This is a genomic window from Sphingorhabdus sp. Alg231-15, from assembly GCF_900149705.1.
Lineage (GTDB): Bacteria > Pseudomonadota > Alphaproteobacteria > Sphingomonadales > Sphingomonadaceae > Parasphingorhabdus.
On record NZ_LT703001.1, the window covers coordinates 2,837,738 to 2,853,916 of the forward strand.

General features: G+C 52.9%; 16 protein-coding genes. 13 read left to right on the forward strand and 3 right to left on the reverse strand.

Annotated elements, in window-relative coordinates; genetic code table 11:
* Nucleotides 1–41: 41 nt before the first annotated feature.
* The 3 genes from DG177_RS13955 (at nt 42) to DG177_RS13965 (ending at nt 3,506) form a co-directional block, all read left to right on the forward strand.
* Nucleotides 42–1,043 (forward strand): zinc-binding dehydrogenase, encoded by a 1,002-nt coding sequence (locus DG177_RS13955; RefSeq protein WP_108812040.1) that lies wholly within the window; start codon nt 42–44, stop codon nt 1,041–1,043.
* Between the two features lie 97 nt (nt 1,044–1,140).
* A complete protein-coding gene (locus tag DG177_RS13960; RefSeq protein ID WP_108812041.1) occupies nt 1,141–2,352 on the forward strand; it encodes an acyl-CoA dehydrogenase family protein in 1,212 nt (403 codons plus the stop codon).
* Between the two features lie 14 nt (nt 2,353–2,366).
* Nucleotides 2,367–3,506 carry an acyl-CoA dehydrogenase family protein gene (locus tag DG177_RS13965; protein WP_108812042.1) on the forward strand — a complete coding sequence of 380 codons (1,140 nt, stop codon included), beginning with the start codon at nt 2,367–2,369 and terminating at the stop codon, nt 3,504–3,506.
* A 16-nt stretch (nt 3,507–3,522) separates the two neighbouring features.
* On the opposite strand, the gene DG177_RS13970 is transcribed toward DG177_RS13965, so the two are convergent.
* Nucleotides 3,523–3,903 (reverse strand): nuclear transport factor 2 family protein, encoded by a 381-nt coding sequence (locus tag DG177_RS13970; protein ID WP_108812043.1) that lies wholly within the window; start codon nt 3,901–3,903, stop codon nt 3,523–3,525.
* Between the two features lie 93 nt (nt 3,904–3,996).
* Here DG177_RS13970 and DG177_RS13975 point away from each other — a divergent pair, with 93 nt between their 5' ends.
* From DG177_RS13975 to DG177_RS14000, 6 genes are all read left to right on the forward strand, one after another.
* Nucleotides 3,997–4,767, forward strand: a complete 771-nt coding sequence (locus DG177_RS13975) for a glucose 1-dehydrogenase (protein WP_108812044.1) — start codon at nt 3,997–3,999, stop codon at nt 4,765–4,767.
* Nucleotides 4,768–4,845: 78 nt separating this feature from the next.
* The gene (locus DG177_RS13980) at nt 4,846–5,253 is read left to right on the forward strand and encodes an OB-fold domain-containing protein (protein WP_108812045.1); all 408 of its coding nucleotides are present in this window, start codon (nt 4,846–4,848) and stop codon (nt 5,251–5,253) included.
* A gap of 12 nt (nt 5,254–5,265) precedes the next feature.
* Nucleotides 5,266–6,411 (forward strand): thiolase C-terminal domain-containing protein, encoded by a 1,146-nt coding sequence (locus DG177_RS13985; protein ID WP_108812046.1) that lies wholly within the window; start codon nt 5,266–5,268, stop codon nt 6,409–6,411.
* Between the two features lie 114 nt (nt 6,412–6,525).
* Nucleotides 6,526–7,689 (forward strand): acyl-CoA dehydrogenase family protein, encoded by a 1,164-nt coding sequence (locus DG177_RS13990; protein ID WP_337658851.1) that lies wholly within the window; start codon nt 6,526–6,528, stop codon nt 7,687–7,689.
* Nucleotides 7,690–7,703: 14 nt separating this feature from the next.
* Complete coding sequence (locus DG177_RS13995) at nt 7,704–8,726, forward strand: zinc-binding dehydrogenase (RefSeq protein ID WP_108812048.1); 1,023 nt, start codon at nt 7,704–7,706, stop codon at nt 8,724–8,726.
* Between the two features lie 11 nt (nt 8,727–8,737).
* A complete protein-coding gene (locus DG177_RS14000; protein WP_108812049.1) occupies nt 8,738–9,127 on the forward strand; it encodes a limonene-1,2-epoxide hydrolase family protein in 390 nt (129 codons plus the stop codon).
* Nucleotides 9,128–9,144: 17 nt separating this feature from the next.
* Here the strand turns inward: DG177_RS14000 and DG177_RS14005 are convergent, their stop codons facing one another.
* Together DG177_RS14005 and DG177_RS14010 are read right to left on the reverse strand one after the other, a co-directional pair.
* Nucleotides 9,145–9,588: a hypothetical protein gene (locus tag DG177_RS14005; RefSeq protein ID WP_108812050.1), complete on the reverse strand. Its 444-nt coding sequence runs from the start codon at nt 9,586–9,588 to the stop codon at nt 9,145–9,147.
* 56 nt (nt 9,589–9,644) lie between these two features.
* The gene (locus DG177_RS14010; RefSeq protein ID WP_108812982.1) at nt 9,645–10,406 is read right to left on the reverse strand and encodes an SDR family oxidoreductase; all 762 of its coding nucleotides are present in this window, start codon (nt 10,404–10,406) and stop codon (nt 9,645–9,647) included.
* Between the two features lie 272 nt (nt 10,407–10,678).
* On the opposite strand from DG177_RS14010, the gene DG177_RS14015 reads away from it, so the two are divergent.
* From DG177_RS14015 to DG177_RS14030, 4 genes are all read left to right on the forward strand, one after another.
* Nucleotides 10,679–13,135 carry a TonB-dependent receptor gene (locus tag DG177_RS14015; protein WP_337658852.1) on the forward strand — a complete coding sequence of 819 codons (2,457 nt, stop codon included), beginning with the start codon at nt 10,679–10,681 and terminating at the stop codon, nt 13,133–13,135.
* Nucleotides 13,136–13,299: 164 nt separating this feature from the next.
* The gene (locus DG177_RS14020) at nt 13,300–14,106 is read left to right on the forward strand and encodes an SDR family oxidoreductase (RefSeq protein ID WP_108812052.1); all 807 of its coding nucleotides are present in this window, start codon (nt 13,300–13,302) and stop codon (nt 14,104–14,106) included.
* 79 nt (nt 14,107–14,185) lie between these two features.
* Nucleotides 14,186–15,454 (forward strand): nucleoside transporter C-terminal domain-containing protein, encoded by a 1,269-nt coding sequence (locus tag DG177_RS14025; RefSeq protein ID WP_108812053.1) that lies wholly within the window; start codon nt 14,186–14,188, stop codon nt 15,452–15,454.
* Between the two features lie 12 nt (nt 15,455–15,466).
* Entirely contained in the window at nt 15,467–16,072 is a 606-nt protein-coding gene (locus DG177_RS14030) for a CDP-alcohol phosphatidyltransferase family protein (protein ID WP_108812054.1), read from the forward strand.
* Nucleotides 16,073–16,179: the final 107 nt, after the last annotated feature.

A 16,179-nucleotide genomic window follows, 5' to 3' on the forward strand; every position in this document is an offset into this window, starting at 1 on the left:
TGATCTATCAAGCTGCTCATAAAGCGTAACGGGAGAAGATAATGACCGACAACAGACAGTGGCTGATTAATGGACGTCCAAAAGGCCGCGGGCTGGTGGATGATGATTTCAAGAAAGTCGTGACACCGGTCCCTGAGGTTGCCGAAGGTCATGTGCTGGTCAAAAATGAGATACTCGGCTTCGATCCTGCGCAAAAAGGCTGGATGGAAAATATAGGTGGCTATGTTGCGCCAACCGAAATTGGTGAAGTGATGCGGGGGAGCGGTGTTGGAACCGTCGTCGAGTCCCGCGATTCGAGATTTGCAGCCGGTGACAAGGTTATGGGCATGCTGCGCTGGCAGGATTATGCCATGATTCCTGGTAGTGAACTGAACAAAATACCAGATGATGACTTGCTGGGTGCCAATTTGGGCGCGCTCGGAACAACTGGTATGACCGCTTATTTCGGTCTGCTCAAACATGGCCGACCACAACCGGGTGATACACTGGTGGTTTCGGGAGCGGCAGGAGCAACAGGATCCATGGTGGGTCAGATCGGCAAGATCGCCGGATGCCGGACCATTGGCATCGCTGGCGGTAAGGAAAAATGTGACTGGCTGACGCAGGATGTCGGTTATGATCATGCGATTGATTATAAAAATGACGATGTTCGCGCAAAGCTGAAAGAGCTTTGCAACCAATCGATTAATGTCTTTTATGACAATGTTGGCGGCAGCATATTGAACGACGCGCTTTCGCAAATTGCGATGCACGCGCGCGTTGTGATTTGCGGCGGTATTTCTCGCTATGAAAAAGGCGATATGCCCGCTGGTCCGGAAAATTACTTTAATCTGATCTTCAAGCGGGGAACGATGTCGGGATTTATCGTCCTTGATTACATGAGTGAATATCCAGAAGCGCAAAAACGGATGCGTCAGTGGATCAAGGAAGGTAAAATTACATTCAAGGAAGATATTCAGGAAGGCTTTGACAATATTCCCGATACCTTGAAGCGGCTGTTTGCAGGCCAGAACTTTGGTAAGCAAATGTTGCGGCTGGACTGACGGGCGATTGGACGGGTTCTGCCCTCATGCTAACTATTTGCGCAGTGCCAGCCCTTCGCCGTCTGCAATATGACTGTTTGATTACGAGAGGCAAATTATGAGCGATCTGGAACAATTTCGCGCTGAAACACGGGCTTGGTTGGCAGAAAACTGCCCGGAAGAAATGCGCGATGGCGACATTACCGCAGAGAATCAGTGTTGGGGCGGCCGTCAATGGGAGTTCCAGTCCGACGCTCAGAAGCGCTGGTTCGAAGCTGCTTTGGCCAAAGGCTATACGGTTCCAACCTGGCCCAAGGAATATGGCGGCGCTGGACTGTCAACGGATGAAGCGAAGATTCTGACGGAAGAGCGCGACCGGATCAACGCACGCAAACCGCTCAGCAATTTCGGCATATCGATGCTCGGCCCCGCTTTGCTCGCCTTTGGTACGCACGAACAGAAATTAATGCATTTGGGCGGGATCGCACGTGGTGAAATCCGCTGGTGCCAAGGCTATTCGGAGCCGGGCGCTGGTTCTGACCTCGCGTCGCTCAAAACCAAATGTGAAGATAAGGGCAACCACTGGCTGATCAACGGCCAGAAAATCTGGACGTCCAATGCCGATATCTCTGACTGGATATTCTGTCTGGTCCGCACCGATTTTGATGCGCCGAAACATAAGGGCATTACCTTCATCCTGATGGATATGGCGAGTGAGGGGATTAGCGTGAAGCCGATCATCCTTATCTCCGGTCATTCGCCCTTTTGCGAGACTTTCTTTGATGATGTGAAAGTGCCGAAAGCTTATGGCGACGATAATCTGTCGGTTGTTGGCGAAGTCAATCGCGGCTGGGACGTGGCGAAAAACCTGTTGGTACATGAGCGCGGTATGTTGGGCACGATGTCGCCGCTGCGGGGCGCTACCGGACCCGAAAATCTGGGCGGCTATGCTGCAGGCGAAATCGGCGTCGATGCAACGGGGCGGCTTGATGACCCATCCTTGCGGCAAAAAATTGCGCAGGCCGAGATTGATGACTGGGCTTATAACTTGACGGTTGAACGGATGAATGACGAGGCTAATGCCGGAAATGGATTGGGCGCAAAATCATCCATGCTGAAATATACGGCGTCTGAACTGACCAAGAAGGGCAGTCAGCTGCGTATGGATATTGCCGGAACCGAGGCCGCGACCATTGGTCCGGATGGCATTGAATATGGGAGCCTCGCCAATACGTGGCTCTATAACCGCGCTTATTCCATCCTTGGCGGCACGACCGAAGTTCAACTCAACATCATTTCCAAGCGCGTCTTGGAATTGCCCAGCGCGTAAAAGGCGAGATAGATATGTCCCTAATTCTCACCGAAGAACAGGAAATGCTGCAAGATGCAGCCAATGGTTTTTTGACCGAAAACGCACCCGTTACTGCGTTTCGTGAGATCAGGGATAGTAAGAATCCAGACGGCTTTTGCAGGGATTTGTGGAAAGAAATGGCCGATATGGGCTGGGCCGGAATCATCGTGGATGAAGAATTTGGCGGCAGCGAATTTGGCTATGTCGGCGCGGGCGTTCTCGCCGAACAAATGGGCCGGAACCTTACCGCATCTCCGTTTTTTTCGACTTCTGTTCTGGGTGCAACTGCAGTTCAGCGCTATGGAACAGACAAACAGAAAGAGCAGCATCTGGGTTCGATTTGTGATGGCTCCGCTCTCTTCGCATTGGCCGTCGACGAAGGACCGCGCCACCGGCCCGAGCATATCGAATTTGCCGCTACACCGCATGGTAACGGCTATAAGTTGTCCGGCGCCAAGACATTTGTCGCGGACGGCCATGTCGCCGATAAACTGATTATCGCGGCTCGCACTTCGGGTGAAGCCAATGACCCATCGGGTATCACATTATTTCTGGTCGATGCAGATGCCGAAGAGATTGATCGCACCCACACACCGATGATCGACAGTCGCAATGCTGCAAATATCAAGGTTGATGGCCTAGAGGTCACCGGCGATGACATATTGGGTGAAGTCGACGGCGGCTATGAAGCCCTCGAAGGAATTTTAGCTGCCGGGCGCGCCGTATTGGGCGCGGAAATGTCAGGATCGTCGCAACAGGCTTTTTCTATTACCACTGACTATCTGAAAGAGCGCGAGCAATTTGGCCAGAAAATCGGTTCGTTCCAAGGGCTACAGCATCGCGCGGCCCATCTTGCGACCGAGATTGAGATGACCAAATCAGCTGTCCTGAAATCGTTGCAATTGCTCGACGATGATTTTGAAAGTGCATCGGCTACCTGTTCAATGGCAAAAGCCAAATCGGGCATGACCGCCCAGCTGTCCACTCAGGAAGCGATCCAGATGCATGGCGGCATTGGCGTGACCGACGAATATGATGTCGGGCTTTATTTCAAGCGCGTCCATGTCGCGCAGCAAATGTTTGGCGACGCCGGTTTCCATGCAGATCGGTTAGCGAAGCGGTCGGGCTATTGAGTGATAAAAGAGCGATCTAACCTTCGTTCATTGTAATATTGGATGGGCCAAAATGCGCCGTCATTTTTTCAACTTTACCGGCTTCATCAAATTCAAAAATGTCGATCACTTCGACGATCAGAACCTTGCCGCCCCCCTGACCAATCTCCGCACGAAACGGGAAGGCCGCAGTCTCTGCGCTTATTCTGATACTGTCAGTCAGTTCAACTTTCGCGCCGCCAGAAAAAGCATTCTGATAAAAGGTCAGGATATCGGCGCCCGTTTTCGGTTCGGTGCCAGCAGGGTCCTCAACCGCGGCATTGTCCGCATAAAGATCCATCACCGCATGCATGTCACCAGCATTAATCGCGGCCAAATAACGATTGACGATATCGGTTATATGTTGGGGTGTTGGCATCGGGCTTCCTTTCTGAAGAACAGGATGAATAATAGAGGCGCATGGTCCGAACCGGCGTCTCCCTAATTTGATAGGGATTTGAGGAGACAATACGTGACTCAGCGGCTGCAGGGAAAAGCGGCAATTATTACTGGCGGTGCCAGCGGTATCGGCGCCGCGATGGTGAAACGCTTTGCCGAAGAGGGCGCAAAGGTGCTTTCCACAGATGTTCAGGTAGAGCTTGGTAAAAAGGTCGCCGATGACGCCGGAGTGCTTTTTGTCGAGCAGGATGTGTCGGGCGAAGCGGGCTGGCAAGAGGTGGTGGCCAAAGCGCAATCAGAATTTGGTCGTCTCGATATTCTCGTCAACAATGCCGGAATCGTAGCAGCCAAGTCGATTGAGGAAATCGATCTGGAAAGCTGGCACCATTTGCTCGGCATCAATTTGACCGGCGTGATGTTGGGTTGTCAGAATGCGATTCTGGCGATGAAGCAAAATCCAGGTGGATCATCCGGTTCGATCATCAATATCGCCTCGACATCGGCCTTTACTGCACTTCCGGGAGACGTCACTTACACTGCTTCCAAAAGCGCGGTGCGGATGTTGACCCGATCAGTGGCGGTGCACTGCGCGCAATCCGGTCTCAACATTCGCTGCAACAACATCGTGCCGGGCGGAACCCATACCGGGATTATCGATGCCGCCAAACAGGTGGTGCCGGACATTTATGACCGGGTGGCTGCCATGTCTCCCATGAACCGCATGGGCGAGGGCGCTGACATGGCCGGTGCCGCAGTCTATTTGGCCAGTGATGATGCCAGTTTCGTGACCGGTAGCGACCTGCTGGTGGATGGCGGGATGCTCGCCGTCCACCCCGGCTATTAAACTCACAACCTAGCCGTTTTGGCAGTTATTGAGCAGCATGCTTTGGCCTAATGTCGCTAGCAATAAAGGAGAGGGCGAATGAACGCGCAGCCAATTGCAGACAATCTGTTCACCGACGACAATATGACCGCATTGGTCGGCGCGCGGAACAAACAGACGGGCCAGATATTCTTCCCTCTGCCACTCACGCCAAATGACGATATCGAACCGATAGCTCTCGCGAGCCGAGGAACCGTTTGGACTTATACCGTGCAGCGGTTTCCGCCCAAAACACCTTATGCGGGACCGGCTGATCCAGAGAATTTTAAACCCTATATCGTGGCCTATGTCTCTCTGCCGGGACAAACCATGGTGGAATCGCGGCTGACTGGCATCGAGCCGGAAGATGTTGAAATCGGAATGGAAGTGGAACTGACTGCGATTCCGTTGGACCCGGATGCACCGGCCAGCGAGAAAGTCATGATCCACGCTTTCCAGCCAGTTTGAGGAGATATTGAGATGAGCGACGTATGCATAGTAGGCGCGGGTATCCATCCCTTTGGCCGTACCGAAGGCCGTGATGGCATGGATCAGGGCGTTTATGCCGTAAAACAGGCCTTGGCCGATACCGGTATAGCTTGGGAAGATGTCGAATTTGCCTTTGGTGGTTCGGCTGCCTCTGGCGCCGCGGATACCATGGTGTCGAAACTGGGACTGACCGGCATCCAGTTTATCAATGTCTCCAACGGCTGCGCAACCGGGGGCTCGGCGCTGAACGCGGCGGCGAGTGCGATCAAATCGGGTGAATATGAGATCGGCATGGCGGTTGGCTTTGACAAGCATCCCCGCGGCGCGTTTAACGCGGATCCGTCCGCCTATGGCTTGCCCAACTGGTATGGCGAAGCCGGCTATATGCTGACAACGCAGTTTTTCGGCGCGAAGATCATGCGCTATCTGCACGAAAATAATCTCAGTACCGAAGCGTTGGGACGGGTTTCCGAAAAAGCCTTCCGCAATGGCGCCAAGACCGACCATGCCTGGCGACGCAGCGAAGTGGATCTCGAAACTATCATGAATGCCCCGATGATCAGCGACCCACTCAACAAATATATGTTCTGTTCGCCCGCCGAGGGTGCTGTGGCACTGATCCTGGCCAGCGAGAAAAAGGCGAAGGAATTGGGCGGGCCGATGATCCGCCTGAAAACTTCGGTCATGCGCACGCGGCCGCCGGGATCTTTTGAGGTTTTTGCGGCTTCCATCGATAATGAACGCGGCGGGACGGCGACAGAAATCGCTGCCAAGGCGGCCTTTGAACAGGCGGGCATGGGGCCAGAAGATATTGATGTCGCCCAGCTTCAGGATACCGAGTCTGGCGCGGAAATCATGCACATGGCGGAAAATGGCTTTTGCCCCCATGGTGATCAGGAAAAATGGCTGATCGAGGGGCGAACCGAGATTACCGGAGAACTGCCGGTCAATACCGATGGCGGCTGTCTGGCATGTGGTGAGCCCATTGGTGCATCCGGTTTGCGGCAGGTCTACGAAAATGTCGTGCAGTTACGCGGCACAGCAGGCGAACGACAAGTATCAGGTGTCCCGAAAACCGCCTATACACAGGTCTATGGTGCACCGGGTGTCTCGGCTGTGACGATATTGCAGCGTTGATTGTCATGATTGTCACCCTGAACTTGATTCAGGGTCCAGAGCGGCTAGCTTTGCGTTTTGCAACTCTGGATGCTGTATCAAGCGCAGTATGACGAACACATAAAAGGAAAACCATTGAACCACGAAATCAGTGCCGAAGCCCGTACCATAGCCGAAAATGTCGAAACCTTTGTCCGGGATAAGATATTTGCCTATGAAAAAGACCCGCGCTGCGAGGATCATGGGCCGACCGATGAGCTGGTGCAGGAAATGCGAGCCTTGGCGCGAGAGGCCGGTGTTCTCACTCCGCATATTCGTGAAGACGGCAGTCATTTGACGCATCTCGAAACGGCTTTGGTGTTACGCAAGTCAGGCCTGTCGCCGCTAGGTCCACTGGCGGTCAACACCTTCGCGCCGGATGAAGGCAATATGTACCTGCTTGGCAAATGCGCATCGCCAGAGCAGAAAGAGCATTTCCTCAAGCCGCTGGTGGAAGGCGTTACGCGATCGGCCTTTTTCATGACCGAACCGGCCAGTGAAAATGGTGCCGGCTCTGACCCGATGATGATGCAAACCACTGCCAAGCCAGACGGAAACCACTGGGTTATCAATGGTCGCAAGACCTTCATCACCGGGGCTAAGGGCGCAACGGTCGGGATCGTCATGGCGAAGTCTGATGATGGTGCCTGCATGTTCCTCGTCGATTTGCCCGACCCGGCGATTACCATCGAGCGTGTCCTTGATACCATCGACAGCTCTATGCCTGGCAGCCATTCGGTGGTGAATATCGACAATCTCCGCGTGCCCGCTGACCAGATGCTCGGCGAAAGTGGAGAAGGGTTCAAATATGCGCAGGTTCGTCTCGCGCCCGCGCGGCTGACACACTGTATGCGCTGGCTTGGATGCTGTGACCGGGCGCAGGAGATTGCCACCGACTATGCCTGCAAACGCATGGCGTTTGGCAAGGCGCTGGTCGATCATGAAGGCGTCGGCTTCATGCTGGCGGAAAACCAGATTGATCTGAAGCAGGCAGAGTTGATGATCGACTGGTGCGCGCGCGTGCTAGATACGGGCGATATTGGTACAACCGAAAGCTCGATGGCCAAAGTTGCGGTATCCGAAGCCCTGTTCCGCATCGCCGACAAATGCGTACAAGTCATGGGCGGCACTGGCCTGAGTCAGGATACAGTTGTCGAACAGGTCTTCCGCGAAGTCCGTGCCTTCCGTGTTTATGACGGCCCGACCGAAGTCCACAAATGGTCACTAGCCAAGAAAATCAAGAAGTCCCATCAGGTTTAAGAAGAGATACGATCATGACTAAAAACCGCAAATTTACCCTCGTCAGTCGTCCCGACGGTGAACCCAAACCCAGTGACTTCGCGTTAGTCGAAGAAGACCTTCCGGAACTGGCAGATGGATCGTTTCTGGTCCGCAATCATTATATCTCACTCGATCCTGCTCAGCGCGGCTGGATGAGTGATGCCGAAAGCTATATGCCGCCCATCCCATTGGGCGATGCCGTGCGTGCCAGCGCTGTGGGCCGCGTGCATGCTTCCAAAAATCCCGACTTTCCGGTCGGGCAGTGGGTTGTCGGTCTGGCCGCGATGGAAGAATATTCGGTGGTTGAAGCGGGTGGCTTTACTGCGCCTGTTGATGCATCACTGGTCCCTTCGCCGACGAATTTCCTTTCTGTCTTGGGCGCAGTCGGTATGACCGCCTATTTCGGAATGATCGACGATGGTAAGCCCAAAGAAGGTAATACACTGTTAGTCACTGGCGCGGCTGGTGCGGTCGGATCACTTGTGGGACAGATTGGCAAGATCAAGGGCTGCCGAGTCGTTGGCATCGCGGGCGGTGCCGATAAATGTGCCAAGCTGGTGGATGATTATGGCTTTGACGCAGCGATTGATTATCGCGGTAAGAGCCAAGCGCAACTTGAGGCAGAGATCGCAGCCGCTGCACCAGATGGCGTAGACATCATCTGGGAAAATGTTGGCGGCATAATCATGGACGCCGGCATCGCATCGATCAACGAATATGGCCGAATGGTGCTTTGCGGCTTGATTAGCGAGTATAATAGCCCCGAGCCTGTGGGCACGCGCAACTTGTGGTATCTCATCTCGCGTCAGGCGACGATCAAAGGCTTTCTGGTTCGCGATTATCCGCCGCGCTTTCCCGAGGGCATTGCGCAAATGGGGCAATGGTTGGCCGAGGGCAAGATCAAGCATGACGAGGATATCGAGAAAGGCATTGAGAACAGCTATGATGCTTTCATGAAGCTGTTCTCCGGCGGCAATCAGGGTAAGCTCATTTTAGACGTTTCGCCCGAGGAATAAGGAGTTTCATAATGTCAAATGCTGCTGAACAAATCGTGGTCGACTTTATCGAAAGCTGGAACCGGATGGACTATGATTCCATTTATGCAGCGATGGCGGATGATATTTTCTATCACAATATTCCAATGGAACCCTGCGAAGGGATTGAGGCCGTGCGCGCTTTTTTTGAAGGCTCCGGCATGGGATCGGATGGTGCAGAATGGATAACCCACCACATCGCGTCCGACGAGAATGTGGTGCTGACAGAACGGACCGACAAGTTCCGGATTAACGGACAATGGGTTGCTATCCGGGTGATGGGAACGTTTGAGATTTCAAATGGGAAAATCGCCAAATGGCGGGACTATTTTGATCTCGCCGAATTTCAGAATGAAATGGCGCGGGTGATGGAGATCAGTTAGTACTTTTCGATAAGCTTTCAGCCATCAACTTTCGAAGATCGTATGTGGCCGTGTTCAATAACTTCATATTTTGGTTTGAGAATTTCAACAAAAGCGCGTGCTTTTGATTGAATATTTCCGTCTGAAAACAAGAAGTTGTGAAACAGGAAGATATCATACCTGTTTTTGTCGAAGCTGTTGATGGTGAACACATATTCTTTAAAATTGCAGAACCCCATATGGTTTACCGTGAAGCTGTCACCGACCGTCTGGCTGGAAAACTGTTTGACTTCAAAGTTTGACTTTTCGCGGGATGCGAATTCCGCAAATTCCCGTTTGAAATCGCTGACATTTTCATCGTCAATGCGCAATTTTATCACATAAGTTTGGGTGTAGTGGATGGGGTAAATGCAGCCTATTTTGGGAATCCATACAATCAGGATCACAATCAGGATGAGCGATGTTGCAATTTTCAATTTCATCCTGAGCCTTATCTGGGAGGAGTAATCAGTTAGTGCCGGTCTCAGACTTAGCGATCTCAGTTCGGCTGATAAAGCGTCCCGTTATCGACCGGATATTCGCCTGCCGTCATAAAGCGCGACGCATCGCTGGCCAGATAGATACATAGTTCGGCCACATCTTTGGGATGGCCCAAGCCGCCAAGCGGGATCATCCCGGTTTCCGAGGTCGGATCACCCTCTGCCCCAACAGCTGCTTGCCGAACCATCGGCGTGTCGATGCCGGCGGGGTGCAAGCTATTGCAGCGGATCGGGTAATTTTGCTCTTTGCAATGTAACGCTACCGATTTGGTCATTGACCGCACACCGCCCTTGGCCGCGGCATAGGCAAGAAACGGCGAGTAACCCTGCAGTGCAGCCATGGAACTCATATTGATGATCGCACTGGGTTGATCATTGGATTTCATCGCCCGCACCGCCGTCTGACAACCGAGGAACACCCCTTCGAGCATCACCGCATTGGTCAACCGAAATTGCTCCAGGGTACAATCTTCGATGGTGGCAGGAATGACCAGCCCGGCATTATTGACTAATATATGCGGGGTCCCGAAACTTTTCGCGGTTTCTTCAAACACCTCGTCCCAGCGTGTCGGATCAACAACATCCTGATGTAAGGCCATCGCGTCGTTGCCAATGGATGCTGCTGCTGCCTCAACGCTTTCGGCATTCATATCGGTGAGGACAACCTTCGCGCCTTCGGCAACAAATGACTCGCTGATCGCTTTACCAAGACCCGATCCAGCACCGGTCACGATCGCAATTTTACTTTCTAGCCGGCCCATAAATCCTCCCTGCAAAGCTGTATTGTTGATCGCATAGGCTTTGATTTCACCTATGATAGCAATCCCCAATATCGTTAGTTTCCGTAAAGGATTTTCAATGTCCACGGAACATATGTTGCGCGAATATCACAGTTTTGCATATTTGCTATCAAATTGGCTAGCAGAGCGCCACGAAACTCCTGCTTAAGATGACCCCATAAATAAGGCGGAAAAACCGCCACTTAATTTGGATGAGGCCCAGGTCTGCGACCCGGGAATTTTGGGAGAGAGTAATGACTGAACAATCTAAACGCCACAATAGTATCTTTGCGACAAAATCCATGCGCGGATTGCTTTTGGGTTCTGCGGCAAGCCTGGCCTTCGCCGGTGTTGCGGCTCCGGCTCATGCGCAGGATGCTGCTGAAGATGATGACAGCAATGTCATCACGGTCATTGCACGTAAACAAACGGAGACATTGCAGGAAGTGCCGGTGACGGTGACCGCCATTGGCGGCGATACGCTCGAAAATTTCCAGGTCAATGAAATTGCCGATGTTGTGAGCCGGGTTCCTGCACTGAACGTTCAGGTCGGTGGTTCCGGTTCGGGCGGTCAGATCAGTTTGCGCGGGGTTGGTTCATCCAATATTTCCGCTTCGTTCGACTCCGCTGTCGCGTTCGACTTTGATGGCGTTCAGGTCAGTACGATGCGTCTGGTTCAGGCCGGATTTTTTGATGTCGAACAAATTGACGTCCTGAAAGGCCCTCAATCGCTGTTTTTCGGGAAAAGTGCATCGGCCGGTGTGTTTTCGGTCCGGTCCGCCAACCCGACACCGAATTGGGAAGTGGGTGTAAAAGCGTCTCAGGAGTTTGAAGAGAATGGCACGACGATTAGTGGCTATGTGTCTGGCCCCATCTCCGACGCGTTGGGCATTCGGGTAGCGGCACAGTTTAACAATATTGAAGACTATGTGGATCTTGCGCCCGGCACAGCGGCGTTCAACCCTAATGGTTCCGTTCGGACCAGTCGTGGTCTTCAGAATTTCGTTAGCCGGGTAACATTTCAATGGGATCCATTTGATAATTTCAACGCGAACCTGAAACTCAATTACATCAAGAATGAAAATGACGGTGCGATCGCGCATTCGGATATCAATTGCGGCCCCAATGGTGTGGCGGATTCTATCTTCCTGCTCGGGGGCGGGGTGGTTATCCCATCCAATGCCGACTGTAACGATTCTGATGGTCTCTATCATCATACAGATGCTGCCGCGGCATTGCGGTCAGGTGTGCCTGCCGGGTCCGCCGGTGAGGGACGTTTTGAAAATGGCATTCCATTTGGCGAAACCGATATGTTCTTCGGTCGGTTGAAATGGGACCTCGATATGTCAGATTCGCTGACGTTATCTTCGGTTACCGGTTATCTCAATCTCGATGCGGTCGATACAGATTGTTATGGTTATGTCGGTCAGTTCGGTAACGTGCCGTCTGGGGTTGGTTGTAGTGATCCACGCAACCGGACCGAGCAATTCACACAGGAACTACGTGTATCAAGTGACTTTGACGGTATGTTCAACTTCATGGTCGGCGCTTTTTATGAAAGCCGCGAAATTGATTTTGATACCTCGCAACAGGGGGTCAATATCTCATTTCTTGGGCCCGATCCAGTGACTGGTAACACCTATGACTGGTTCAAGAAACACAATACGAAAACCGAAGCAGTTTCCTTGTTCGGAAGCGTCACACTTGATCTGACGGATCAACTTGAACTTTCCGGTGGTCTCCGCTGGACCGACGAGAAAAAAGTGAACACGGTCACAGTGCCCTATGTTCATACATTTCTGGCTGCCGGACCGGCATTTATTAACAGCGGATTCTTCTCGGGACCAATTCGTTTCAGCGATAGCAATTTCTCGCCGGAAGTTTCGCTCAGATATCAGGCTACGGATGATATTAACATTTATGCAGCCTTTAAAACCGGCTTCAAATCTGGTGGGATCGATAATAGCGCATTGCCATCTTCAAGCTTGCTTGGTTTTGATGATCCCGATCCGGCGGTAAGACAGGCAACTGCCGACGCATTGATCTATCAGTCGGAAACAGGTCTTGGCGGAGAAGTTGGCGTCAAAGCGCAATTTGCGGACCGCACGATTACATTAAATACATCTGTATTCTACTATGTGTTCGATGATCTGCAGGTGCAGAATTTCGATGCGACGACCATTCAGTTCCAGACCTTCAACGCCAGTCAGCTGACTAGCCAAGGTGTTGATGTGGAATGGGCTTGGCGGACGCCGGTTGAAGGCTTGAACCTTTCAGGTTCGCTGGCTTACACCGACGCCGAGTTCACCGCGCCGTTTGTCACGACATCGGGTGAGGATATCAATGGTCGGGCAGCGGCACGCGCTCCGAAATTTGCAGCCAACGCTGCCTTTGACTGGTCGATCCCAATGAGTGATGCCTTTGAACTCGGGTTGAACGGCAACCTGCAATATAGCGGTTCCTATTTCACCAACGAGGACTCACTGACTGATCTCAAGCAAGACAGCTATGTATCGATCGATGGTTCAATTTCGGTCGGTGATCCTGATGGGGCATGGAAATTGTCACTGGTAGGCGTGAACCTGACCGATGAAATCTGGATCAATACCAGCGGCGGTCGTCCATTCCTTGAGCCAGGCGTCGGCGATGATCTGGTCGTAACCCAGAACCGTGGCCGCCAGGTCTTTGTGGAGGCCAGCTTCAAGTTCTGATCAACTCTCCCGTTGATCACAAGAGGCCGGGACAGCTGGGGGGCTGTTCCCGGCCTTTTCTTTGGTCAAAGTTTCCAGCGAGGATAGCCATATTGAGAGTGGCGGCGGGACGGTGTCCGGTTAATATTGGACCAGTAAGGATCATATAGGTTGAGGAGCGAAACATGGGACGTCTTGAAGGTAAAAAAGCCATTGTGTTGGGCGCAGCGGGCGCGGGCAATATGGGGCAGGTGATTGCGCAACGTTTGCGCGATGAAGGTGCCGATGTGCTGGTCGCTGGCCGAAAGGAAGACGAACTGAAACGCTTTGCGGGAGAGTTGGGTGGCCATTATGCGCTGTGTGATCTGACGAACGAAGATGAAGTCAATGCCCTTGCAGAAACCGCGACCAGCAAAATGGGCGGCGTTGATATTGCGGTCAACGCAACCGGCCTTGGTTTCCTCAAGCCGTTTCTGGAAAATACCCGCGAAGAACTCGAGATGATGTCAGCCCTGCAGCTGGTTGGCCCGTTCCAATTTTATCAGGCGATGATCAAAGCGATGAGCGCTAACGGTCCTAGTGGTGGTTCGATTATTCAAATCAGCTCGGCGACGGCGACGATCATGCTGAATGATCATGCGGCCTATATGGGTACCAAGGCCGCAACCGATCACATCATCCGTTGCATTGCGCATGAATTTGGTGAGCGCGGTATAAGAGCCAATAGCATTTCACCGGGCCTCACCCGCACACCTATGACGGCTGGTGTTGATCAGGTGCCAGGCTTGGTGGAATCCTTTGAAGCGCGTTATCCGCTGGGCCGTATCGGTACCAGTGAAGATATTGCAGCGGCGACTGTTTTCCTCGCCAGCGACGAATGTTACATGACCGGCGAAAATCTGCAGGTTAATGGCGGTCTCTGCCTGCGCGGCAATCCAACGCGCAAGGATCAGGAATTGATGATGGGAGCTGTCGCTGCCGCCAACAGTTGACGGTGTAAAAGCCGGTTGGCGCTCTGGTAATTTTCCGCCATGATGGTGCTTTGATGCATCGGCACGGGGAAGATCGCTATTGCTTGATATATTAAGCCAGTTTCAGGGCGTTATCGGGATTGCCTTTGTCCTGACCGTCGCCTGGGCATTGTCGGAAAATCGTAAGGATCGGCCAAGCTGGCGCTGGATTGCAGGGGCGATTGCCATCCAGTTCATCCTTGCCGTTTCGATTGTTCGCATTCCTGTCATCTGGGATATTATCGGCCTCGCCAATCAGGGTGTGCAGGCGATTGAACAGGCGACTTTAGCCGGTTCCAGCTACATGTTCGGTTATGCCGGCGGCGCCGAGCTACCGTTTGTTCTGAAGGAGGGCGCCGCTCCGCCACTGATCATCGCTTTTCAGATATTGCCGCTGGTGATCGTTTTTTCGGCGCTGGCAGCCTTGCTGTGGCATTGGCGGGTTTTGCAGTTGATCGTCAAAGGCCTTTCCTGGGCTTTGCAAAAGACGCTGGGAGTGAGCGGTGTCGTGGGACTCAGCGGCGGTGCAAATATCTTCCTTGGGGTCGTCGAGTCACCATTGGCCGTGCGCGCCTATTTCGAACGGATGAGCCGGGCCGAGCTGTTCACGATCATGGTGCTGGCCATGTCGACGATATCCGGTGCGATATTGGTGCTCTATGCGACCACGTTGGAAAAGACCGTACCCAATGCGGTGGGACATATGATTTCCGCCTCGCTAATCTCTCTGCCAGCGGCCATCCTGCTCTCGCGGCTGATGGTGCCTGGACGGTCCGATACCAAGGTAGACCGGGAGGAACCCGGCTTGAAATATGACAACAGCTTTGACGCTATCATCAAGGGTACGATGGATGGCGTACAGCTTTTCCTAGCCGTTATAGCGGTGATCATAGTGATCTTCGCCTTCGTTGCACTGATCGACCAGATACTCTCTGTTTTGCCCTTGATTGGCGGCGAAGCACTGACCTTGAAACGAATCTTCGGCTGGATATTCGCTCCGCTGATGTGGATGATTGGGGTGCCTTGGGAAGAGTCGGCCGCAGCGGGATCGTTGATGGGAACGAAAGCAATCCTCAATGAATATGTCGCTTATCTAGAGCTGGCGGCGCTGCCGGCTGATACTTTTAGCGCCAAAGGACTATTGATCGTCACCTATGCATTGTGCGGTGTCGCTAATCTGGCAAGTGTCGGACTAATCATCTCGACCATCGGTACTCTATGTCCCGAACGCGGCGCAGAAGTGGCAGGTCTGGGCATGAAAAGCTGGTTTGCCGGCAACTGTGCCACCGCGATGACCGGCGCGGTGATCGGGATTATCACATGGGTATGAGGTCTGCTTGCAATGTTTGACGCCAAGATCCGTCCGCTGATAGATCCTCCGCTTAATGCGGTTGGTCGGGGCTTGGCTAGGATGGGACTCACGGCCAACAGCATAACCCTGTTGGGTCTCGGTCTTGGCTTGGGCGGGGCTTATACCGTTTCCCAGGGGCACTATGGTTGGGCTCTGGCACTGGTAGTGCTGAGCCGGCTATTGGACGGCCTTGACGGTGCTGTTGCGAGAGCAACGGAGAAGACGGCCTTTGGAGGCTATCTGGATATCGTCTGCGATTTCATTTTTTACGTATCGATTCCACTGGCATTCGGGATCGCTGATCCGGTCAATCTACTACCTGCCCTGATGCTGGTAGCCGCGTTCACGATTACCGGGATCAGTTTTCTCGCCTTTGCCGTTACCGCCGGCGAGCAAGGGGTGGAAACCAGCGCCCATGGTGAGAAGAGCTTCTTCTACAGCACCGGAATTGCTGAGGGAGGTGAGACGATCGCTTTCTTCCTGATCATCTGCTTATTCCCGGGATATTTCGCCACGCTGGCTTATATTTTTGCCGGGCTATGCGTTTTGACGGTGCTTCAGCGCACGGTGTTGGCATGGCTTAGCTTTCGCGGTTGAGTCTCGCCGGCGGGTACTATCCGCTTTCCTACAAGCTATGAACTGCAGTAATCTCAGAGCGACTCTTTTTCAGTTTTGAATATTATGATCCGGTTGAATTTTGTTCG